The sequence below is a fragment of the Streptomyces griseochromogenes genome (assembly GCF_001542625.1).
In the GTDB taxonomy this organism is placed as follows: domain Bacteria; phylum Actinomycetota; class Actinomycetes; order Streptomycetales; family Streptomycetaceae; genus Streptomyces; species Streptomyces griseochromogenes.
Map to the genome: position 1 here is coordinate 2,385,224 of NZ_CP016279.1, position 21,982 is coordinate 2,407,205.

The window sequence follows — 21,982 nt, forward strand, 5'->3', positions numbered from 1 at the left end:
TGCCGCAACCGCAAGCCTGCCCCGAGGCTCGATCCGTCGAATGGCGGACACGAGTCCCTCTGACCTGGACGCCACCGCGCAGCAGGTCGGGTTATACCGGAAAAACCGGACATTGCGCGCTATCTTGCTGCAGGTGATCCAGGCCTTCGGACTGACCAGCAACGACCGCAAGGCGCACCCGCCCGCCGTCGACGATGTCTCCTTCGAGGCACGTGCCGGCCGTGTCACCGTGCTCCTCGGGGCGGCGGGGGCGGGCAAGACGACCGTGCTCAGACTGATGCTCGAACTCCAACAGGGTCGCGGCATCACCTACTTCAGGGGCCGGCCCCTGCACCGTATCGCCCACCCGTCGCGGGAAGTCGGCGTGCTTCTCGGTGACGTGCCCGGTCATCCGGCCCGCTCGGTCCGCGGTCACCTGCGCATGCTGTGCGCGGCAGCGGGCGTTCCTGCCCGGCGCGCCGACGAGGTCCTCGAAGCGGTCGGCCTCGTCGGCCTCCGTGAGGAACGCCTGGGCACCCTCTCGCGCGGCATGGACCGCAGACTCGGACTGGCCTGCGCCCTGCTGCCCGACCCGCACACGCTCGTGCTGGACGACCCCACCGACGGTCTCTCCACTCGTGAGGCGCGCTGGCTGCACGGCATGCTGCGGGCACACGCCGTCCAGGGCGGCACGGTGCTGTTCACGACGGCCGACACCAAAGAGGCCGCTCGCACGGCCGACCGGGTCGTCACGCTCGACGGCGGCAGGCTCGTCGCTGACCAGGAGGCCAGGGAGTTCGCCCGCACCCGGCTGCGTCCGCGTGTGGCCGTGCGCAGTCCCCACGCCCCCCGTCTCGCCGCCCTGCTGACCAAAGAGGCCCGTTCCGCCCGGCGCTCGGTCGAGGTCGTGCGGGAAGGCGGCAACCGCCTCTCCGTGTACGGCAGTACGACGGCCGATGTCGGCGAGATCGCGTTCCGCCACGGCATTCTCGTCCATCAACTCGCGGACGAGGTGGGGGACATGGGGCCGGGTGCGGAAGCGGGCTCCGGATGCGGGCCGGGCGCGGCCGGCGAGGCCGTGACGGTCGGACGGGAGAAGCTCGAACCGGAATCCGCGCGGGATGACCGGGCGCCAGCCGCACCCGGCTCCTTGCCGGAGGAGCGGGCCTCGGGGTGCGTGGAGGCGGCGCCTGGTGTCTCGGCTGAGGAGCAGGAGCAGGAGCGTGCGGTGTCCGGCGTCTCGACGTCAGAGGAGGAGCCGGATCCGGAGCAGAGCCTCGGCGGCGATGTGCCGTCGCTCGGGAGAGCCCGGGGCCATCAGACCGTGCCGGACCGCGAGGCGACCGATGCCACCCCCGCGGCCGGGCCGTCACGGCCCGACACCGCCTCCGATGCCGACCGCACGTCGTCCGACGGCGCCTGCGGCGTGGGCGCGGCAGACACCGGCGATGGCGCTGCTCCCGCCGACGTGCCCGCGATCGCAGCCGGCGGCCGGCCCGCTGCGGCCGCACCGGAGGCCGGTCTCCCCGGTGACGGTGGCGACCCCGAGCAGCGCCCCGGCACGACGCGTACTGCCGTCGGCGCCCGGGCGGCCGGCGCGACCGTTCCCGGCGCGCGGAATCCGGACGCCCGGAAGTCGGGCAGCCGTCAACCTCAGGCCGAACTCCCCTCGCGCCCCGAAGCGGCGCCTGTCCTCGACGACCTGTCCCCCCTCCCGCCCCCCATCACCGTCCGCCCTGCCCGCAGCCCCCTCCGCCCGCTGCGCTACGAACTGCGGCGCGCCACCGGGATCGGCACCGGCTTCCTCACCTGTGGAGCCGTGCTGGTGGTGTCCGCGCTCACCGCCGTAGTCCTGGCGCGGGTCGGTCACACCCCGCAGGCACGGTTGTTCGCGGCGTGGCCCCGGCAGCTGCCGCTGCCGCCCGCGGCCTTCGCGGCGGGGCTGCTTGGTGCGCTGGCCTTCGGAGACGAGTTCCGCCACCCCGCGCTGGCGGCGGACCGGGGCACCGTGCCCCGCTGGCTGGGGCTGCTCACCGCCAAGCTCCTCGTCTCCGGGACCACCGCCGTGATGCTGGCCTTCCTCACCGTGGGCTGCGACGCCGAAGCGCTCTATCTCGTCTACGGTCGGGAGCTCACGCAAGTTCCCTCGGACTGGCTTTCGCTGAGCGTGAGTTGGTTCGGGCTGGTGGTCGGCTGTGCCTGGGCCGGGGTTCTGGCGGCCGGCGTCTTCCGTTCCACCGCGGCGGGTCTCGCCGCCGTACTCGCCGTACCCGTTCTCGTCGTCCCCCTCGTGCACCTGGCGTTGCGGGGGCATGCCGTGCCGATGGCGGTCGGCTTGCCCCTGCGCATGAGGGAGCTCTTCCTCCTGCAATGGCCGTTCGGAGGTGAGCGCTATCTGCTCGGCGTGGCCCGGGTCGTCGCCCAACCCGTCGGCGGTGCGATGACGTTGTCGCTCGCCGCGCTGCTGTGCGCGTATGTGCTCACGACACTGCGCGCCAGAGTCCGATGACATCCGTCCGCACGCTTCGTAGCCCCGCTGTGTGCACAACTCCCCGGAGAAAGCCCGTTTCTTTCCGATAAGGCGTCAATTGCGACGGGGTGAGCGATCACCCTTTCGTGTGCTTTTCACCAAAGACCTCAAGGGAGTTGGAGGCGGCGCCGACAAAGGATCCGTGAGTACCCTTGCGCACACCATGATGACCGCCGCCCGCTCCGCAGACTCTGGTCTGACCGGCCCGGGCGAACTCGACCGCTACCCCTACGCCGAGGCATCGGTGGCCGACCGCGTCGGAGCGCCCGCCTGGGACGGAGCGGACCCCGAGCTGGGCCGCGTGGGCCGGCGCGCCGCGGGCAGCCGCGGACGCGGACTGCACGGCCAACTCGTCCAGCAGCTGGGTCAGATGATCGTCTCCGGAGACCTGGGGGCGGACCGCCCGCTGGTACCCGAGGAGATCGGCCAGCGCTTCGAGGTCTCCCGTACCGTCGTCCGTGAGTCCCTCCGCGTCCTGGAGGCCAAGGGCCTCGTCAGCGCCCGCCCGAACGTCGGCACCCGCGTGCGGCCCGTCAGCGACTGGAACCTCCTGGATCCGGACATCATCGAGTGGCGGGCCTTCGGGCCGCAGCGCGACGACCAGCGCCGCGAGCTGAGCGAGCTGCGCTGGACGATCGAGCCCCTCGCCGCCCGCCTAGCCGCCGGGCACGGACGCGAGGAGGTGCAGCAGCGCCTCTCCGACATGGTCGAGATCATGAGCCATGCCATGGCGCAGGGCGACACGCTGACCTTCTCGCGCGCCGACAACGAGTTCCACACCCTGCTCATCCAGATCGCGGGCAACCGCATGCTGGAGCACCTCTCCGGGATCGTCTCGGCCGCCCTCCAGGTCTCCGGCGGCCCGGTCACCGGCTGTGACCGGCCGAACGAGGGCTCTCTCGCGCTGCACGCACGGATCGTCGACGCGCTCGGCACCGGCGACGGGACGGCGGCGGAGTCGGCCATGCGCCAACTGCTCACCGTCCACCCCGAGGTGGAGCGCGTGGTTCCGGCCCCGCGCGAGCACTGAGCCGTACCGGACACGGAGCGGTCGCCGGTGTGCCGCGCTCTGGTGGTGCTCGTGGCAGCGCCGGGCGAGGGAACCGGCCGTCGCCGGGGCCCATCGGATCCTTGGAATCCGGTGGGGTCCGGCGACGTGGCGGGCCGCCGCGGTGGGCGGAGCGGCTGCGGTTGGTTCATCGGTGACCTTCTTTGCCTATATCTGACCGCTTTTGACCGCTTACGGGGTGTGACTCGGGCCACGAAGATTGGGCGTAACGCTCGTGGGAACAACGCGATGACCTAAGAGGTGACAGCCGCGGAGGGAATACGGACGCCATCACAGGCGCTGTGAATCTTCCCGGCACCCGCCCGCTCCGTCGGCCCATCCCCAGGCCGGTGGTCGGCTCCTGTCCACTGTGGACGGGGCCGGAAGCCGTTTTCCAACGTTCCGAGAGGTTGTTCGTGTCGGCCAGCACATCCCGTACGCTCCCGCCGGAGATCGCCGAGTCCGTCTCTGTCATGGCGCTCATTGAGCGGGGAAAGGCTGAGGGGCAGATCGCCGGCGACGATGTGCGTCGGGCCTTCGAAGCTGACCAGATTCCGGCCACTCAGTGGAAGAACGTACTGCGCAGCCTCAACCAGATCCTTGAGGAAGAGGGTGTGACGCTGATGGTCAGTGCAGCAGAGCCCAAGCGCACCCGAAAGAGCGTCGCAGCGAAGAGTCCGGCCAAGCGCACCGCCACCAAGACGGTCGCGGCGAAGGCGGTGACCACCAGGAAGGCCACCGCCACCACGGCTGCCCCGACTGCGCCCGCCGCTCCGCTCGCCGACGATCCCGCCGAGGAAGCCACACCGGCCAGGAAGGCCGCCGCCAAGAAGGCGACTGCCAAGAAGGCGGTCGCGAAGAAGACCGTCGCCAAGAAGACGGCCGCCAAGAAGACCACGGCGAAGAAGGACGACGCCGAGCTGCTCGAGGAAGAGGTCCTCGAGGAAACCAAGGTCACCGACGAGCCCGAGGGCGCCGAGAGCGCGGGCTTCGTCCTGTCCGACGAGGACGAGGACGACGCACCCGCCCAGCAGGTCGCCGCGGCCGGTGCCACCGCCGACCCGGTCAAGGACTACCTGAAGCAGATCGGCAAAGTCCCCCTGCTCAACGCCGAGCAGGAGGTCGAGCTGGCCAAGCGCATCGAGGCGGGTCTGTTCGCCGAGGACAAGCTGGCCAACGCCGACAAGCTGGCGCCGAAGCTCAAGCGCGAACTGGAGATCATCGCCGAGGATGGCCGCCGCGCCAAGAACCACCTCCTGGAGGCCAACCTCCGTCTGGTGGTCTCCCTGGCCAAGCGCTACACCGGCCGCGGCATGCTCTTCCTGGACCTCATCCAGGAGGGCAACCTCGGTCTGATCCGCGCGGTCGAGAAGTTCGACTACACCAAGGGCTACAAGTTCTCCACGTACGCCACCTGGTGGATCCGTCAGGCGATCACCCGCGCCATGGCCGACCAGGCCCGCACCATCCGTATCCCGGTGCACATGGTCGAGGTCATCAACAAGCTCGCGCGCGTGCAGCGCCAGATGCTCCAGGACCTGGGCCGCGAGCCCACCCCGGAGGAGCTGGCCAAGGAGCTCGACATGACCCCGGAGAAGGTCATCGAGGTCCAGAAGTACGGCCGCGAGCCCATCTCCCTGCACACCCCGCTGGGCGAGGACGGTGACAGCGAGTTCGGTGACCTCATCGAGGACTCCGAGGCCGTCGTCCCGGCCGACGCCGTCAGCTTCACGCTTCTGCAGGAGCAGCTGCACTCGGTTCTGGACACCCTGTCCGAGCGCGAGGCCGGCGTCGTTTCCATGCGTTTCGGTCTCACCGACGGTCAGCCGAAGACCCTCGACGAGATCGGCAAGGTGTACGGCGTGACGCGTGAGCGCATCCGCCAGATCGAGTCCAAGACCATGTCGAAGCTGCGCCACCCGTCGCGTTCGCAGGTGCTGCGCGACTACCTCGACTAGGTCCCGGTCGTACGACGGCGAAGGCCCGGCTCCCCTCGTGGGAGCCGGGCCTTCGTGCTGCGCGCAGCCGTGCCGTGGATGACTCTGGGTGTCCCAGCATCACCGCGGAGTGAGGAGTCTGCATGCGCCGTTCCGTTGTCCGGACACTGATCCGGCCGCTGGCTATGGCGGCCGCCATGACCGCCATACCCCTGATGGAAGCGGCCCCGGTGGCCGCCGACAGCGTGGTCGTCGGGGGGTACCCGATAGACGTCTCCCAAGCCCCCTGGACGGTGGCACTGACCAGCCGTACCCGGTTCGGAGGTACGCGGGCGGGGCAGTTCTGCGGTGGCGTGGCGGTCACGCGGACCGTCGTGCTCACCGCGGCCCACTGCCTGGCCGAAGAGGTCCTGGGGGCGCCACCGGACCGTGTGCGCGACCTCAAGGTCATCACGGGCCGTACCGACCTGCTCGGCTCCGAGGGCGCTGAGATCGCCGTACAGGGCGCCCGGGTCAACCCGCGCTACGACGCCTCGGCCAACTCCGGCGACTTCGCCGTGCTCACGCTCGCCGAGCCGCTGCCGCAGAGCGCCGTCGTGGCCATGGCGTCCTCGGGCGACGCGGCGTACGCACCCGGGACGGAGGCCTTGGTCTCCGGGTGGGGCGATACGACCGGCAACGGCGCCTACGCGCGCAGTCTTCACGCCGCACACGTCCATGTACTGGCCGACGATGTCTGTGCCCGTGCCTACCCGGGCGGCCCGGATGGCACCTTCCAGGCCGAGTCCATGCTCTGCGCCGGAGAGAGCGCGGGCGGGCCGGACGCCTGCCAGGGCGACAGCGGAGGTCCTCTGGTCGCCTCCGGACGGCTGATCGGGCTTGTGTCCTGGGGCAGCGGCTGCGGGCGGCCGGGCAGCCCCGGTGTCTACACGCGCGTGTCCGACGTCCTCCGTGTCCTGAAGCCGGCTGCCGCGGGTCGCCGGCAGCCCCACAGGAAGCCGTGAGTGGCTGTACGAGGGCACGAGCACGGGCGGCCGCTCCTTCTGAGGAGCGGCCGCCCGTTCACCGGCCTGTGCCGGCGCTGGCTCGTCGTGGGTGCGAGATTCAGCGCTCTTCTTCGGAAGCGATGCCCGGAACGGACGTCAGCCGCTCCGTCTCGTCCTGTATCTCAGCGGCGATCTTCTTGAGTTCCGGCTCGAACTTGCGACCGTGGTGGGCGCAGAAGAGCAGTTCTCCGCCGCTGAGCAGCACGACGCGCAGGTATGCCTGGGCGCCGCAGCGGTCGCAGCGATCGGCGGCCGTCAGTGGGCTCGCGGGGGTCAGAACAGTAGTCACGTCGCCTCTTCTCTAGCTCGACGAGCTGTCGTACCAGGGTCAACATCCAACCAGCCCGAAAACGTTCCCGCTCGTGGCATTTCCTCGGAAAAATCTTTCCGGGGGGGCTGTCTGCTGCCGGTTGGCGGCGAATGTGCCGTAGTGCGTGTCTTGTGTGCTTACGGTTTCGCGCTGTCTTCGGTTCACATCCTCCCGGCCGGGTTGCCGGTTGTTCATGAGGACGTGCCCGGAGCCTAAATGGTTCATGCGTCGAAGGGAACGTGATATGTACTTCACTCCATCGAGGGATCGAACGTGTATACGAGTCTGGACTAGGCTGAGTTCTCGACGAGGGTGGCGTTACAACGGCTCTACCAGGCCTCGGTACCCTCTGAACGGCTACCGAAGCCGCCCCCTTACCCAGAAGGGGGTCATCTGAAATTCAGCGAGGAGCGAACCGCGTGACCGCCGATACGTCCGTGCCGTCCACAGCGCTGCTGGCAGGAGCAGACCGGGACGGTTCCAACTACACCGCGCGGCACCTGCTCGTCCTCGAGGGTCTCGAGGCCGTGCGCAAGCGCCCGGGCATGTACATCGGCTCGACCGACAGCCGCGGTCTGATGCACTGTCTGTGGGAGATCATCGACAACTCCGTGGACGAGGCCCTCGGTGGCTACTGCGACCACATCGAGGTCATCCTCCACGACGACGGCTCGGTCGAGGTGCGGGACAACGGCCGTGGCATCCCCGTGGACGTGGAACCCAAGACCGGTCTGTCCGGCGTCGAGGTCGTCATGACCAAGCTTCACGCCGGCGGAAAGTTCGGCGGCGGTTCGTACGCCGCCTCCGGTGGTCTGCACGGAGTCGGTGCCTCCGTGGTCAATGCGCTCTCGTCCCGTGTCGACATCGAGGTGGATCGCGGCGGCCACACCCACGCCATCAGCTTCCGGCGCGGTGTGCCCGGCGTTTTCCAGGGCGAGGGTCCGAACGCGAAGTTCGAGGCCAAGAGCGGCCTGGCCAAGGCCAAGAAGATCCCCAAGACCCGAAGCGGCACCCGCACGCGGTACTGGGCCGACCGGCAGATCTTCCTCAAGGACGCCAAGCTCTCCCTGGAGACGCTGCACCAGCGCGCGCGGCAGACCGCGTTCCTGGTGCCGGGCCTGACGATCGTCGTCCGTGACGAGTTCGGGCTCGGTGAGGGCGGCAGCAAGGGCGAGGAGTCGTTCCGCTTCGACGGCGGCATCAGCGAGTTCTGCGAGTACCTGGCCAAGGACAAGCCGGTCTGTGATGTCCTCCGCTTCTCGGGGCAGGGCACCTTCAAGGAGACCGTCCCGGTCCTGGACGAACACGGCCAGATGACGCCCACCGAGGTCACGCGCGAGCTGGGCGTGGACGTGGCGATGCGCTGGGGCACCGGCTACGACACCACCCTGCGCTCCTTCGTGAACATCATCGCCACCCCCAAGGGCGGCACCCACGTGGCCGGTTTCGAGCAGGCCGTGACCAAGACGCTGCTCGAGTCGGTGCGCGCCAAGAAGCTGCTGCGCGTGGCCGAGGACGACATCGTCAAGGACGACGCCCTGGAGGGCCTGACCGCGGTCGTCACCGTGCGCCTGGCCGAGCCGCAGTTCGAGGGCCAGACCAAGGAGGTGCTCGGCACCTCGGCGGCCCGCCGCATCGTGCTCAATGTGATCTCCAAGGAACTCAAGGCGTTCCTGACGAGTACGAAGCGCGACGCGGCGGCGCAGGCGCGGGTCGTGATGGAGAAGGTGGTCGCCGCTGCCCGCACCCGCGTCGCGGCCCGCCAGCACAAGGACGCCCAGCGGCGGAAGACCGCACTGGAGTCCTCGTCCCTGCCGGCCAAGCTCGCCGACTGCCGCAGCGACGACGTCGACCGCAGCGAGCTGTTCATCGTCGAGGGGGACTCCGCGCTCGGTACGGCGAAGCTCGCGCGGAACTCCGAGTTCCAGGCGCTGCTGCCGATCCGGGGCAAGATCCTCAACGTGCAGCGGTCGTCGGTGACCGACATGCTCAAGAACGCCGAGTGCGGCGCGATCATCCAGGTCATAGGAGCCGGTTCGGGCCGTACGTTCGACATCGACCAGGCGCGGTATGGCAAGATCATCATGATGACCGACGCGGATGTGGACGGCTCCCACATCCGCTGCCTGCTGCTGACGCTGTTCCAGCGCTACATGCGGCCCATGGTCGAGGCCGGCCGTGTCTTCGCCGCGGTGCCGCCGCTGCACCGTGTCGAGATCGTCCAGCCGAAGAAGGGCCAGGACAAGTACGTCTACACGTACTCGGACCGTGAGCTGCGCGACAAGCTCATGGAGTTCCAGAGCAAGGGCATCCGGTACAAGGACTCCATCCAGCGCTACAAGGGTCTGGGCGAGATGGACGCCGACCAGCTGGCCGAGACCACCATGGACCCACGCCACCGCACCCTGCGCCGGATCAACCTCTCCGACCTGGAGGCCGCCGAACAGGTCTTTGACCTGCTCATGGGCAACGACGTGGCGCCCCGCAAGGAGTTCATCTCCGGCTCGGCGGCCACACTGGACCGGTCCCGCATCGACGCGTAGCCGTTGCGCCGGCTCGGGCCGACCTGACTGCTCACCGAGAGTGGCGCAGCAGGTCGGCCGGCGGATGTCGGGCGTGCTTCGGGATGGCGACGGGGCGCGTGAGCGGTACTCAGGGCTTGCCGTAGAGGTCGGGGGCTTCGACTGGCCGGTTGTGCGACTGGCTGGGAAGGGGCGACTGGATCGGGGCCTGACCGGGTGAGGGCGGCTGCGCCCGGAGGGCTCGGGTGGCGGGTCGGCGTCCGTGCTCCGATCTTGAGTGTGCGCTCGGCTGTTGCACGCGGAATCGGCGCTTGAGCGTTCGCCCGGCCCAGGCGCCGCCGTCTCGGCCTCGAGCCGGGGGTCGAACGGGCGGCCCTCGCCTCGTCCCGAGGGCCACATGCGTGGGTTGAGGCAGGGCGTGACACGTCTGAACCGGCCCCATGGCGAGCCGCTACGACCGGCTCGACCGGGGGCGCCCTTGCGGCGCCGCCCCTGGGGGGAATCCACCTGCCTTGGCTTCGGCTCCTGCCCCGGCAACGCAACCACTGGCCTTGGCCGCTGTCCTGGCTCGCCATGCCTCGGTTCGGGCCGGCCCCGTTCCTCGGCCCAGGCCGGCCCCATGCCCCAAACCAGGCCGACCTTTTCCCAGGCCGGCTCAGCCCAGCCCGGCGACTGGCGACGCCTGTCCCAGAGTCTGGCAACGCCCAGCCCTGATCCCACCGCGCAGCGCAACCGAGCACCGGCAGACGTGCGGCTCGCGCGGCCCACCGGCGGTGTCTCCACCCCTGGGTGGAGGCGGACAGTCCGCAGGGTTCCACCCGCGATCCACCCCGGCTCCGATCTTCTGACCTGCGAATTTCCGTAATTTCGAAGGTGTCGGCAGCGCTCGTTTCCGACATCCCTTCTCGCTCACGGAGGCAGCGATGTCCGGGCTCGTCAACGTGTTGGTGACAGTGGCCGTAGTCGCCATCGTGATCGTGCGGCAGTTCCGCGCCCGTGCGATCGACACCGACCGGCGCTGGTGGCTGCTGCCCGTGATTCTCGGGGTCGTGGCGCTGCGCGAGCCCGGCATACTCGACGCCCACCACCGCGTCGAATCCGCCGCGCTGCTGGCCGTGGAGATGCTCATCGGCTTGGCCACGGGCGCCGGCTGGGCCTGGACCACCCGGATCTGGACGGCACCGGACGGTGTCGTGTGGACCAAGAGCACCAAGGCGAGTGTCGGCGTATGGGCCGCGGGCATAGCCTTCCGGCTCGGTGTCTTCGCACTCGGCACTGTGATCGGCGTGCACCAGGACAGCTCGGCACTGATGCTCGGCCTTGCCGGCACCCTGCTGGTCCGGGCCGGGATCCTCGCCTGGCGCGCACAGTCCTTCGGCTCCGCGAGCCACCCTGCCTCGGCGTACGGTGACGACATGCGGTCGGTGGAGAAGGAGCACGCGTGACGGAGAACGCCTGGACGCGCTGGCCGTCGCGTGAAGCGCTCGGCCGCGCGGGCACCTCCCGCCCCCGGCGCCTGCTCGCCTGGGTCATCAGGGCGCTGGTGCTCGGGCTGCTCCTCTGGGGGGCCTTCAGCCAGAAGCACGTCGGCATCTGGGGTGCGCTCGCGGCCGCGGCCGGAGTCCTGCTGGCCGGTCTCGTCTCCTGGGCCTTCTTCCGCAGCACCTACGAGCACCGGCTGGTGCCCTCCATGGCACTCATGGGTGTACTGCTGGGCATCGCCGTCGTGGCCCAGGCCACGGGGTTCAGGGGACCGGCTCTGCTGATCTGGTGCGGCTGCGGGGTCTCCGCCCTGGAGCGGCTGCCCCTCGGGGCCGCCCTGCCCATGACATCGGTGGCACTGGCCTCGTACTCCGCGTTCAACAACGACGTGTGGCTGACCACGGCCGCCACGGTGGCGGGTATGGCCCTTGCCGGATACGTCCTGAGGCTGGACGCCGAGGCTCGGGGGAGTGCGCAGCGGCTGCTCGCACAGGAGAGGGCCGCGAGGGCCGCCGAGGCGGAGTCGGCGGCGCTGGCCGAACGGGCCAGGATCGCCCGGGAGATCCACGACGTGCTTGCCCACAGCCTCTCGGCGCAACTGGTGCACCTGGAGGCGGCACGGCTGCTGATCGAGCGCGGCGCCGGCCGGGAGCAGATCCTGGAGCGGGTGGTGGCCGCCCGGGGCATGGCCCGCGACGGCCTCGCCGAGACCAGGCAGGCGCTGTCCGCGCTGCGTGGTGAGCTGTCGCCCCTGGAGGAGTTCCTCACCGAACTCGTCAGCGCGGCCGAGGGCGCCGACGTCACCGTCACGGGTGAGCGCCGGCCTCTGTCGGCCGAAGCCTCACAAGCCGTGCGCCGGGTGGCACAAGAGGCGTTGACGAATGTCCGCAAGCACGCCCATGGCGCCAAGGTGCACCTGCGACTCGAATACGGCGGGCACGAAGTGACGCTGGACGTACGGGACTCGGGCGGTCGGCCGGGTGAACTGACGGGTGCGGGCGCCGGGTACGGTCTGCTGGGTATGCGGGAGCGCGCCGAACTGCTGGGCGGTTCGCTGGACGCGGGGCCGGACGAGGAGGGGTTCGTGGTGACGTTGAAGGTGCCTGTATGACGGAGACGGAGGGGGAGAGGAAGCCCGCGCGTGTGGTGGTCGCCGACGACCAGACGGTGGTCCGGGAAGGCATCGTGATGCTGCTCGGGCTGCTGCCCGGAGTGGAGGTCGTGGGTTCGGCGGGGGACGGCGAGGAGGCGGTGCGGCTCGTCGGGGAACTGGCCCCGGACGTGGTCCTGATGGATCTGAGGATGCCCCGCTGCGACGGTGTGGAGGCCACGCGGCGGATTCGGGCGGAGTATCCGGGGACACAGGTCGTGGTGCTCACCACGTACGCGGACGACGAGTCGCTGTTCCCCGCGCTGCGCGCGGGAGCCCGGGGGTATCTCACCAAGGACGCGGGCGGCGACGAGATCGTGCGCGCCGTGGAGAGTGTGCTGTCGGGGGAGGCCGGACTGTCGCCGAGTGTCCAGCGCCGGCTGCTGGAGAGGCTGTCGGAGCCCGAGCCCGCACCGGCGACAGCAGAGGCGCCCGACGGGCTGACCGCGCGGGAGACCGAGGTCCTGGTGCTGATCGCCGAGGGTCTGAGCAACCAGGAGATCGCCCGCACCCTGCATGTCTCGACCGCGACGGTGAAGACCCACATCAACAATCTCTTCGCCAAGACGGGCCTCAAGGACCGTGCGCAGGCGGTGCGCTACGCCTACGGGAAGGGGCTGGTGCGGCCGCCCGCGGAGTGAGTCACCTGATGGGGTGAAGAGCCAGGGGAAGAAGAATCAGGGATCTTACCGATCTGTCCATCCTTGGGCATGCAGTCAAGCGATGGCCGTTCCCGTGGAGCCGGCGACGATCCCGGGAGTTCGGCCGGCAAGCGGGAAGACCACGGCGCGGCCTCCCGCGACGTGAGATACGACGACCCCTGGTACGACGCGCTGGCCTCCGGCTGGGGCGAGCTGGATGGCACCGGGATGCCGGCACGGGCCGTACCGTCCGCGCGCGGGGAGCAGGACGGAACGGCTGTCCGTGCCCGCGACGTGTACCTGGAGGTGGCGCGCAGCGAGGCCTTCCAGGAGGTGCGCAGCAGGTACCGCAGGTTCGTGGTGCCGGGAGTCGCCGTCTTTCTCGTCTGGTACGTGGGGTACGTGGTCGCCGCGACGACCGCGCCCGGCCTCATGGCCCGTCCCGTGACCGGGGCGGTGAACGTGGCGATGCTCGCGGGGCTCGGGCAGTTCCTCAGCACGTTCCTGTTCACCTGGGCCTACGCCCGGCATGCGCGGCTGCGTCGGGACCGGGCCGCGCTGGAACTGCGCTGGGACACACAGGAACTGGCCCGCGGAGTCCAGGGAGATGCCTCGTGACCGGCGGACATCAGGCGCTGGCGCTGCTGTTGTTCAGCGGGTTCGTGGCCGTGACCCTGGGGATCACGACATGGGTGAGCCGCAGGCGGCAGGGCACGGCGGAGGAGTTCTATGCCGGAGGGCGGCTCTTCACCCCGATGGAGAATGGTTTTGCCATCGCGGGTGACTACATGTCGGCGGCCTCCTTCCTCGGGGTCACGGGGCTCATCGCGCTCTACGGCTACGACGGGCTGCTGTACGTGGTGGGCTTCCTCGTGGCCTGGCTGGTCGTGCTGTTCCTGGTGGCGGAACTGGTGCGCAACTGCGGGCGGTTCACCCTGGCCGACGTGGTGGCCGCGCGGATGAGCGAGAGGCCGGTGCGGATCGCCGCGGGAACTTCCTCGGTCACGGTGTCCGTTCTGTATCTGGTGGCGCAGATGGTGGGTGCGGGCAGCCTGGTGGCGCTGCTGCTGGGGCGGACGAGCGGTGCGGCCCAGGCCTGGACGGTCATCGGGGTGGGTGCCCTGATGGTGATCTATGTGTCGCTGGGAGGGATGCGGGCCACCACCTGGATCCAGATCGTGAAGGCGGTCCTGCTGCTCACCGGCACGGTCGTGCTGACCGTGCTGGTGCTGGTGCGGTTCCACGGCGACTTCGACCGGCTGCTGGTGGCGGCGGCGGACCGCAGCGGCCACGGGAGCGCGTTCCTGGCGCCGGGACTGAAGTACGGCGGGAGCTGGACCGCCCGCCTCGACTTCATCAGCCTGGGGCTCGCGCTGGTACTGGGCACGGCGGGGCTGCCGCACATCCTGTCCCGCTTCTACACCGTGCCGACCGCGCGGGCGGCCCGCCGTTCGGCGGTGTGGTCCATCGGGCTGATCGGCGGCTTCTATCTGATGACGATCGTCCTCGGGTTCGGGGCCGCAGCCGTGGTCGGGCCGCAGACCGTGCGCGGCTCGAACGCGGCCGGGAACACCGCCGTACCCCTGCTCGCCCTCGACCTGGGCGGCGGTGCTGGCTCCACTGGTGGAACGGTTCTGTTCGCCATCGTCGCCGCCGTCGCCTTCGCGACGATTCTCGCGGTGGTCGCCGGGATCACGCTCGCCTCCTCGGCCTCCGTGGCCCACGATCTGTACGCGTCCTTGCGGCGGTCGCACGCCAATACACGCAGCGAGGTGGCGGTGGCGCGCGTCGCGGCGGTCGGCATCGGCGTCGTCGCGATCGCGCTGGGCCTGTTGGCACGCGACCTCAACGTAGCCTTCCTGGTCGGCCTCGCCTTCGCCGTGGCCGCGTCGGCGAACCTGCCGGTGCTGCTGTACGCGCTGTTCTGGCGCGGCTTTACGACGCGCGGCGCGGTGTGGGCCGTATACGGCGGGCTGATTCCCGCGCTCGGGCTGGTGCTGCTCTCCCCGGTGGTCTCGGGCAGCCCGGACTCGCTCTTCCCGGACGTCGACTTCCAGTACTTCCCTCTGCAGAACCCGGGCATCGTCTCCATCCCGCTCGGCTTCCTCGCCGGCTGGCTGGGCACGGTCACCTCGGACGAGGTCGCCGACGAAGCCAAGTACGCGGAGACAGAGGTGCGGTCACTGACCGGGGCGGGGGCCGTGTAGCCGGCTCGGTAGGGTGCCGCGACGAGACCGGCCTTACGGTGCCACCCACGCGTACCGGTGCTCCGGGCGGCCGGTGTCACCGTACTTCAAGGAGAGGCGGAGGCGGCCCGCCTGTTCCAGGGTGCGCAGATAGCGCTGGGCCGTGGAGCGGCTCAGGCCGGTCTCGGCCGCGACTTCATGGGCCGACAGCGGGTGGTCCGCGCGGTGCAGGACGCCGCAGATGAGGTCGGTCGTGGGTTCCGACTGGCCGCTGGGCAGGCCCGGCGCGGACGGTGCGGGGGCCGTGCGCAGGGCACCGAAGATCCGGTCGACCTGCTCCTGGCCCGTCAGCCCCCGGCCGCCCACCCGGTCGACGGTGCGGCGCAGCGCGGCATAGGAGTCGAGGCGGGTACGCAGGGCGGCGAAGGTGAACGGTTTGACCAGGTAGTGCAGGGCGCCCAGGCGCATCGCCCGCTGCACGGTCGTCACGTCGCTGGCGGCCGTGATCATGATGACGTCGGTGCCGTGGCCCTGCTCCCGCATGCGGTGGACGAGTTCGAGGCCGGTCTGGTCCGGCAGATAGTGATCGAGCAGGACCAGATCGATGGCGCCGTGTTCGACGGCGGCCAGGGCCTGGGCGGCGCTGTGCGCGCGGGCGGTCACCCGGAAGCCGGGAACCTTTCCCACGTACTTGGCGTTTATCTCTGCGACGCGGAAGTCGTCGTCCACGACCAGGACGTCAATCATCAGGCCTCTCCTTCAAGGCCGGCGAGCGTTAAGCCCGTGTTTCGTGCTCCGCAGTTGTAGCGCGAGCAAAATGAGCACAACAGGCTCTTGCGAGCAAAAGAACGGCTTGTGGTCACAAGACTGCTGCCGTGGCCGGAACCGCACCTACCGTCCCGCCCCATGAGCGCAGACACCAGCCCCGCCATCGAGCTACGGGGCGCGAGCAAGACCTTCAGGACCCCGTCGGGGGGTCTGCACACCGCAGTCCGGGATCTGGACCTCACCGTCGGGCGCGGTGAGTTCGTGGCCGTCGTCGGCCCGACCGGCTGCGGCAAGTCCACCACGCTGACCCTGGTCAGCGGCCTGGAGGAGCCCACCGAGGGCGAGGTGCTGGTGGCCGGTGAGCCGGTCGACGGCGTCGGCGACAAGGTCGGTTTCGTCTTCCAGCAGGACGCCACCTTCCCCTGGCGGACGGTCCTGTCCAACGTCATGACGGGCCCGCGCTTCAGGGGCGTGCCCAAGGCCGAGGCCAAGCAGAAGGCGCGCGACTGGCTGACTCGGGTCGGTCTCGCGGCCTTCGAGGACCGCTACCCGCACCAGCTCTCCGGCGGTCAGCGCAAGCGCGTCGCCCTCGCCGCCACCTTTGTCAACGACCCCGAGATCCTGCTCATGGACGAGCCGTTCTCGGCGCTCGACGTACAGACCCGGGCGCTGATGTCGGACGAGCTGCTGGAGCTGTGGGAGGGCAGCGGCGCCTCGGTCGTCTTCGTCACCCACGACCTGGAGGAGTCCATCGCGCTGGCCGACAAGGTCGTCGTGATGACCGCGGGACCGGCGACCGTGAAACAGGTCTTCGACATCGACCTGCCCCGGCCGCGCAAGGTCGAGTCGGTGCGCCTGGAGCCGCGGTTCATCGAGATCTACCGCGAGATCTGGGAGTCCCTCGGCGAAGAGGTCCGCATCACCCGTGAGAGGGGTGCCGCCCATGTCGCCTGACGTCATGCCCGAGGCCCAGGTCGTGCTGACCACGACCGAACCCGGCGACAAGACGGACCGTACGCACTCACGCGCGCGTGCCGCCCGCAGACGCAAGATCGTTGTCATGGGCGCCCGCGTACTCCTCCTGGTCGCCGTCCTCGGCCTGTGGGAAGTGCTTTCCCGGGCCAAGGCCATCGATCCGTTCAACTTCTCGATGCCCTCGAAGATCTGGGACCAGATCTGGACCTGGGTGATGCACGGGACGGCCCAGGGATCCCTCGGCGAGCAGATCTGGTACACGGTCTACGAGGCGCTGCTCGGCTGGGTGCTCGGTGTGGTCGCCGGCGTCGTGTTCGGTATCGCCCTCGGGCGGATCACCTTCCTCGCCGACATCCTTGGTCCATACATCAAGGTGCTCAACTCGATACCCAGGATCGTCCTTGCCCCGATCTTCGTGATCTGGTTCGGACTCGGCCCCGCCTCCAAGGTCGCGTCGGCCGTCGTGCTGGTGTTCTTCCCGGTCTTCTTCAACGCCTTCCAGGGCGCCCGCGAAGTCGACCGCAATCTGGTCTCCAACGCCCGGATCCTCGGCGCGAGCGACCGCAGGGTGACGCTCCAGGTCGTCATCCCGTCGGCCACATCGTGGATCTTCACCAGCCTCCACGTCAGCTTCGGCTTCGCCCTCATCGGTGCCATCGTCGGCGAGTACATCGGCGCGACCAAGGGCATCGGCCTGCTCGTCGCGCAGTCGCAGGGCACCTTCAACGCGGCCGGGGTGTACGGCGCGATGGTCATCCTCGCCGTCGTCGCGCTCGCCGCCGAGGGTCTGCTCACCTTCGCCGAGCGCCGCATCTTCCGGTGGAAGCCGTCGGGCTCCGACAGCTGAACGCCCCTTTGAGCCACCCCCCGCTTCCCCGCACCGCCCTCATCACAAGGACGTGAACCGCCATGCGCAAGTCCGCGAGATACACCACCCTGGCCGCTGCCGGCCTGCTCGCCCTCTCCTCCCTCACCGCCTGTGCCAATGACGCGGCGAGCACCGCCTCCACGGGGGACGGCAAGGGCACGAAGGTCAAGATCATGGTCGGCGGCCTGGACAAGGTCATCTACCTGCCGGCGATGCTCACCCAGCGGCTCGGCTACTTCGACGCCGAGGGCCTCGACGTGGAACTGCTGAGCGAGCCCGCCGGTGTCCAGGCCGAGACCGCGCTCGTCTCCGGTCAGGTCCAGGGAGCCGTCGGTTTCTACGACCACACCCTGGACCTGCAGACGAAGGGCAAGTCCGTCGAGTCCGTCGTGCAGTTCTCGCACGCGCCGGGCGAGGTGGAGGTCGTCTCCCGGAAGGCGGCGGGGGACATCACCTCGCCCGAGGACTTCAAGGGGAAGAAGCTCGGCGTCACCGGCCTCGGCTCGTCGACCGACTTCCTCACCAAGTACCTCGCCGTCAAGAACGGCGTGAAGGTCAGCGAGTTCACGCCGGTCGCCGTCGGGGCCGGACCGACCTTCATCTCGGCGCTCCAGCAGGGCGCGATCGACGGCGGCATGACGACCGACCCGACCGTCGCCACGATCCTGGACAAGAAGGCGGGCAAGGTCCTCCTCGACATGCGCACGCCCGAGGGTTCGCGGGCTGCGCTGGGCGGACCGTACCCGTCGTCCAGTCTGTACATGCAGACGGACTGGGTGAACGGACACAAGGACACCGTCCAGAAGTTGGCCAATGCATTCGTCAAGACGCTCACGTGGATGTCCACCCACAGCGCGGACGAGATCGCGGCCAAGATGCCCGCCGACTACTCCCAGGGCGACAAGACGCTCTACGCGCAGGCCATCAAGAGCACGCTGCCGATGTTCACCAAGGACGGCGTCATGCCCGAGGGCGGTCCCGAGACCGTCGAGAAGGTCCTCAAGGCGTTCAACCCCAACATCAAGAACGCCGAGGTGGACCTGAGCAAGACGTACACGACCGAGTTCGTCAAGGCCGCCAAGTAACGCAAGAGGCCGCTCAGGCGCGGGTCGCCCACTCGTAACGGTGTTCCGGGCGGCCCGCGTCACCGTATTTCAGGGTCAGCCGGGCCCGTCCGGTGCGCTCCAGGAGCTTGAGATAGCGCTGGGCGGTCTGGCGGCTCACCCCCGTCCGCTCGGCGATCTCCTGGGCGGACAGCGGCCCGTCGGCACTCATCAGGGACTGGCGCACCAGCTCGGCCGTGGTGGGGGAGTGCCCCTTGGGCAGTCCGGGCTCCGACGGCGCGGACAGGGCGCCGAAGATGCGGTCCACCTCCGCCTGTTCGGCCTCGCCGCCGCCGTCCAGCGTGCGGCGCAGCTCCGCGTACGCCTCCAGCTTGGCGCGCAGCCCGGCGAAGGCGAACGGCTTCACCAGATACTGCAGCACGCCGTGCCGCAGGGCCGCCTGGACGGTCGACACGTCCCGCGCGGCCGTCACCATGATCACATCGGTCTGGTGGCCGCGGCGGCGCATCTCCTGGACGACCGCGAGCCCGGTCTCGTCGGGCAGATAGTGGTCCATGAGGACCAGGTCGAGCCGCGGCAGCGTCTCCAGCCGGTTCAGCGCCTCGGCCGCGCTGTGCGCCTCGGCGGCCACGTGGAAACCGGGCACCTTCTCGACGTAGGCGGCGTTGACCCGGGCGACCCGGGTGTCGTCGTCCACGACCAGGACCTCGATCATCGTGCCTCCTCCTCGGCAGCGGTCGGGACGGTGGAAGGGCCCGTCACGCCTGGCTCCGCGGACCCGGTGTGTGCGGGCTCCGGTTCCGGCTCGGTCAGCGCCTCCGGCAGGACGACGGTGAATTCCGCGCCTCCGCCGTCCGCCGCGCCCACCCTCGCGCTCCCGCCCTGCCGTTCGGCGAGCCGGCGCACCAGCGAGAGCCCGAGGCCCCGCTTGCCGTGCGCGGGCGGCTTCTTGGTCGACCACCCCTCGGTGAAGATCAACTCCCGCTGGTCCTCCGGGATTCCGGGCCCGGTGTCGCACACGCGGAGCACGACCGTACGTCCCTCGGCGCGCAACTCGACCTCCACGCGCGCGTGTGGGGTGCCCGCGACCGCGTCTAGGGCGTTGTCGACGAGGTTGCCCACGACCGTGACCAGGCCCCGGGGGTCGATCAACCGGTCGGGGAGCCGGGTGCGTTCCGACACCCACAGGGCGACGCCACGCTCGGCCGCGACGGTCGCCTTGCCGACCAGCAGGGCGGCGAGCAGCGGGTCCTGGATCTTCTCGGTGACCTGTTCGGCGGTGGCCCGGTGGTCCCCGACGACCTCGCCGACGAACTCCACGACGTCGTCGTACATCTCCAGCTCCAGCAGGCCGAGCAGGGTGTGCATACGGTTGGCGTGCTCATGGTCCTGGGCGCGCAGGGCGTCGATCAGACCGCGCGTGGAGTCGAGCTCGCGGCCCAGCTGCTCCAGTTCCGTGCGATCGCGCAGGGTCGCCACGGCGCCGCCGTCGTCCGTGGGCATGCGGTTGGCGACCAGGACGCGCTGGCCGCGCACGGTGAGCAGGTCGGTGCCGGTCACCCGGCCGGCCAGGACGTCCGTCGTACGGCCCTCGCCGAGCGCTTCGTCGGGGGACTGCCCGACGGCCTCGTCGCCGATGCCCAGCAGCCGCCGTGCCTCGTCGTTGAGCAGGCGGATGCGGCCGCCGCGGTCGAGGGCGACCACGCCCTCCCGGATGCCGTGCAGCATCGCCTCGCGCTCCGCGAGCAGCGCCGAGATGTCGGAGAAGGCCAGGTCCCGGGTCTGCCGCTGGACCCGGCGGGAGATGAGCCAGGCGGCCAGCGCGCCCACCGCCAGGGCGCCGCCGGCGTAGGCGAACAACCCCGGGATCGCGCTGATCAGCCGCGCGCGCACGCTGTCGTACGCGATACCGACCGAGACCGCCCCGATGATCCGGTGGTCGGCGTCGTACAGGGGCACCTTGCCGCGGGCCGAGCGGCCCAGGGTGCCCTTGTCGATCTCCATGACCTCCTTGCCCTTCAGGGCGTCTCTGGGGTCGGTGGAGACCCGGCGGCCGATCTCCCCAGGGGTGGGGTGCGACCAGCGCACCCAGTGCCGGTCCAGCACCACGACGTACTCGGCGTGGGTGGCGCGCCGGATCCGCTCGGCCTCCTTCTGCACGGGCCCGTTCCTGGTCGGCGGGGTGTTCAGGACGCCTTCGGCGATCTGCGGGTCCTGTGCCGTGGTCAGGGCGATGGCCAGCGCGCGGCGCATGGCCTCCTGATCCAGCTGCTTGCTCAGCGGCGCCAGGAAGAGCCCCGTCGCGAGCACCGCGACGCCCGCGGCGATCGCCACCTGCATCAGCAGCACCTGCGAGAAGACCCGCCGCGGCAGACCGAGGCGCAGACGGCGTGCGGGGGCAGCAGGGCTCATGTACACGACGGTACGGGGGCGGACGGTCGTCGGCGCAGGCGGTGTGGCGGGGATCTCTTGACCAATTCTTGAAGAAGTGGATGTGGGTGAGCCCAGGCTCAGCTCGCCAGCGCCGTCGTCCGCAGTTCGCGGACCGCCAGCACGTCCATGCGTGCCGGCGCGCCCAGCACGGCCGCGTCGCAGCTCTCCTGGCGCGGCGGCAAGGACGCGCCCTGCGCCACCGTGACCCGCCAGCGGCGGCCGTCGGCGTGGGCGACGGTGACCTCCCAGCGAGGTGCCCTGCCCTCGGTCCGTACGACGCTCAGCGCGGCCGCCGCGTACTCGTCCGCCGTCGAGCGCACGGCCAGCTCGGCCGCCTGGCCGGGCCGTTCCCAGGCGGAGCACCCCCGGCACCCCTCGACCACCACGCGCCCCTCCTGGACCCCGTGCAGGGCCGCCTTGATGGTGTGCGCCTCCGCCCGGCCGTACGCGTAGCCGTACGGCAGGACGAGCACCGTCGGCGAGAAGCGATGACCACCCAGATGGGTGACCTCCCAGACGCCCCGCACACCGGACGCGGCCAGCTCGGCGGCGAGCGGTCGGCCCAGAAGGGCACAGCACCGGTCGCGCTTGCCGTTGGTGCACACGAGCGCGAGCGGGTCGCCCGTGTGCGGCCGGCCGCCGAGCGCCGCGGCGAAGGAACGGTGGTCGCCCGCACCGAGAGCGGCGAAGTCGAGGCCGAGCAGCCGGCGCGGATCGCGGGTGGTGGCGCTGTGCAGCCACACGTTTCCGGGAACCGTGTGAGCCGCGTACACATGCCGGGGCGCCGGCGTGCCGAGGTCGGCGTGGCGGCCGGGGCGCCGGATGAGCGCGATACGGACGCCCGTTCCCTCGGCGGCGGCTTCCAGGGCACGGCCCAGCACCGGGTCGAGATGGCTCGAAGTGAGCGCCTTGGCACCCCAGGGACCGGGCTGTTCCAGCAGCAGCCACGTCGTCGCCGTGGCGGCCGTTCCGGGAACGGGCTCGTCAAGGCTCCGGGAGACGGTCGCGCACCTACTCACAGAGGTGAGCCTAACCTGACTTTT

At 70.2% G+C, this 21,982-nt stretch carries 18 protein-coding genes; 13 read left to right on the plus strand and 5 right to left on the minus strand.

Annotated features, from left to right (window positions below):
• The first annotated feature begins 124 nt into the window (after positions 1 to 124).
• The 4 genes from AVL59_RS50390 (at position 125) to AVL59_RS10300 (ending at position 6,498) form a co-directional block, all read left to right on the plus strand.
• The gene (locus AVL59_RS50390) at positions 125 to 2,488 is read left to right on the plus strand and encodes an ATP-binding cassette domain-containing protein (RefSeq protein WP_099053037.1); all 2,364 of its coding nucleotides are present in this window, start codon (positions 125 to 127) and stop codon (positions 2,486 to 2,488) included.
• A gap of 163 nt (positions 2,489 to 2,651) precedes the next feature.
• Positions 2,652 to 3,539, plus strand: coding sequence for a FadR/GntR family transcriptional regulator (locus tag AVL59_RS10290; protein ID WP_067301858.1), 888 nt, complete (start codon positions 2,652 to 2,654; stop codon positions 3,537 to 3,539).
• 434 nt (positions 3,540 to 3,973) lie between these two features.
• Positions 3,974 to 5,515 carry an RNA polymerase sigma factor gene (locus AVL59_RS10295; RefSeq protein ID WP_067317108.1) on the plus strand — a complete coding sequence of 514 codons (1,542 nt, stop codon included), beginning with the start codon at positions 3,974 to 3,976 and terminating at the stop codon, positions 5,513 to 5,515.
• A gap of 122 nt (positions 5,516 to 5,637) precedes the next feature.
• Positions 5,638 to 6,498 (plus strand): serine protease, encoded by an 861-nt coding sequence (locus AVL59_RS10300; RefSeq protein ID WP_067301860.1) that lies wholly within the window; start codon positions 5,638 to 5,640, stop codon positions 6,496 to 6,498.
• A 100-nt stretch (positions 6,499 to 6,598) separates the two neighbouring features.
• Here the strand turns inward: AVL59_RS10300 and AVL59_RS10305 are convergent, their stop codons facing one another.
• Positions 6,599 to 6,829, minus strand: coding sequence for a DUF7455 domain-containing protein (locus tag AVL59_RS10305; protein ID WP_067004125.1), 231 nt, complete (start codon positions 6,827 to 6,829; stop codon positions 6,599 to 6,601).
• 440 nt (positions 6,830 to 7,269) lie between these two features.
• Between AVL59_RS10305 and AVL59_RS10310 the strand changes: the two genes are divergently transcribed.
• The 6 genes from AVL59_RS10310 (at position 7,270) to AVL59_RS10335 (ending at position 14,852) form a co-directional block, all read left to right on the plus strand.
• Positions 7,270 to 9,393 (plus strand): DNA gyrase/topoisomerase IV subunit B, encoded by a 2,124-nt coding sequence (locus AVL59_RS10310; protein ID WP_067301862.1) that lies wholly within the window; start codon positions 7,270 to 7,272, stop codon positions 9,391 to 9,393.
• 902 nt (positions 9,394 to 10,295) lie between these two features.
• Positions 10,296 to 10,817 carry a DUF1453 family protein gene (locus tag AVL59_RS10315; protein ID WP_067301865.1) on the plus strand — a complete coding sequence of 174 codons (522 nt, stop codon included), beginning with the start codon at positions 10,296 to 10,298 and terminating at the stop codon, positions 10,815 to 10,817.
• Entirely contained in the window at positions 10,814 to 11,965 is a 1,152-nt protein-coding gene (locus tag AVL59_RS10320; RefSeq protein ID WP_067301867.1) for a sensor histidine kinase, read from the plus strand. The genes AVL59_RS10315 and AVL59_RS10320 overlap by 4 nt, the downstream gene beginning before the upstream one ends.
• Positions 11,962 to 12,645, plus strand: coding sequence for a response regulator transcription factor (locus AVL59_RS10325; protein WP_067301871.1), 684 nt, complete (start codon positions 11,962 to 11,964; stop codon positions 12,643 to 12,645). The genes AVL59_RS10320 and AVL59_RS10325 overlap by 4 nt, the downstream gene beginning before the upstream one ends.
• A gap of 162 nt (positions 12,646 to 12,807) precedes the next feature.
• Positions 12,808 to 13,263 (plus strand): DUF485 domain-containing protein, encoded by a 456-nt coding sequence (locus AVL59_RS10330; RefSeq protein ID WP_067317110.1) that lies wholly within the window; start codon positions 12,808 to 12,810, stop codon positions 13,261 to 13,263.
• A complete protein-coding gene (locus AVL59_RS10335; RefSeq protein WP_067301873.1) occupies positions 13,260 to 14,852 on the plus strand; it encodes a solute symporter family protein in 1,593 nt (530 codons plus the stop codon). Before AVL59_RS10330 ends, AVL59_RS10335 begins: the two co-directional genes overlap by 4 nt.
• A 33-nt stretch (positions 14,853 to 14,885) precedes the next feature.
• Here AVL59_RS10335 and AVL59_RS10340 read toward each other — a convergent pair whose 3' ends face one another.
• Positions 14,886 to 15,578, minus strand: coding sequence for a response regulator (locus AVL59_RS10340; protein WP_067301876.1), 693 nt, complete (start codon positions 15,576 to 15,578; stop codon positions 14,886 to 14,888).
• Between the two features lie 159 nt (positions 15,579 to 15,737).
• Here AVL59_RS10340 and AVL59_RS10345 point away from each other — a divergent pair, with 159 nt between their 5' ends.
• From AVL59_RS10345 to AVL59_RS10355, 3 genes are all read left to right on the plus strand, one after another.
• Positions 15,738 to 16,553 (plus strand): ABC transporter ATP-binding protein, encoded by an 816-nt coding sequence (locus AVL59_RS10345; RefSeq protein ID WP_067301878.1) that lies wholly within the window; start codon positions 15,738 to 15,740, stop codon positions 16,551 to 16,553.
• Positions 16,543 to 17,421, plus strand: coding sequence for an ABC transporter permease (locus AVL59_RS10350; protein ID WP_067301880.1), 879 nt, complete (start codon positions 16,543 to 16,545; stop codon positions 17,419 to 17,421). The genes AVL59_RS10345 and AVL59_RS10350 overlap by 11 nt, the downstream gene beginning before the upstream one ends.
• A gap of 62 nt (positions 17,422 to 17,483) precedes the next feature.
• The gene (locus AVL59_RS10355) at positions 17,484 to 18,527 is read left to right on the plus strand and encodes an ABC transporter substrate-binding protein (protein WP_067301883.1); all 1,044 of its coding nucleotides are present in this window, start codon (positions 17,484 to 17,486) and stop codon (positions 18,525 to 18,527) included.
• A 13-nt stretch (positions 18,528 to 18,540) separates the two neighbouring features.
• Here AVL59_RS10355 and AVL59_RS10360 read toward each other — a convergent pair whose 3' ends face one another.
• The 3 genes from AVL59_RS10360 to AVL59_RS10370 form a co-directional block, all read right to left on the minus strand.
• The gene (locus AVL59_RS10360; protein WP_067301886.1) at positions 18,541 to 19,221 is read right to left on the minus strand and encodes a response regulator; all 681 of its coding nucleotides are present in this window, start codon (positions 19,219 to 19,221) and stop codon (positions 18,541 to 18,543) included.
• Positions 19,218 to 20,918, minus strand: a complete 1,701-nt coding sequence (locus AVL59_RS10365) for an ATP-binding protein (protein ID WP_067301889.1) — start codon at positions 20,916 to 20,918, stop codon at positions 19,218 to 19,220. Before AVL59_RS10365 ends, AVL59_RS10360 begins: the two co-directional genes overlap by 4 nt.
• Positions 20,919 to 21,016: 98 nt before the next feature.
• On the minus strand, positions 21,017 to 21,958 hold the full coding sequence (locus AVL59_RS10370; RefSeq protein ID WP_067301892.1) for a sucrase ferredoxin: 942 nt from the start codon (positions 21,956 to 21,958) through the stop codon (positions 21,017 to 21,019).
• Between the last annotated feature and the right edge of the window lie 24 nt (positions 21,959 to 21,982).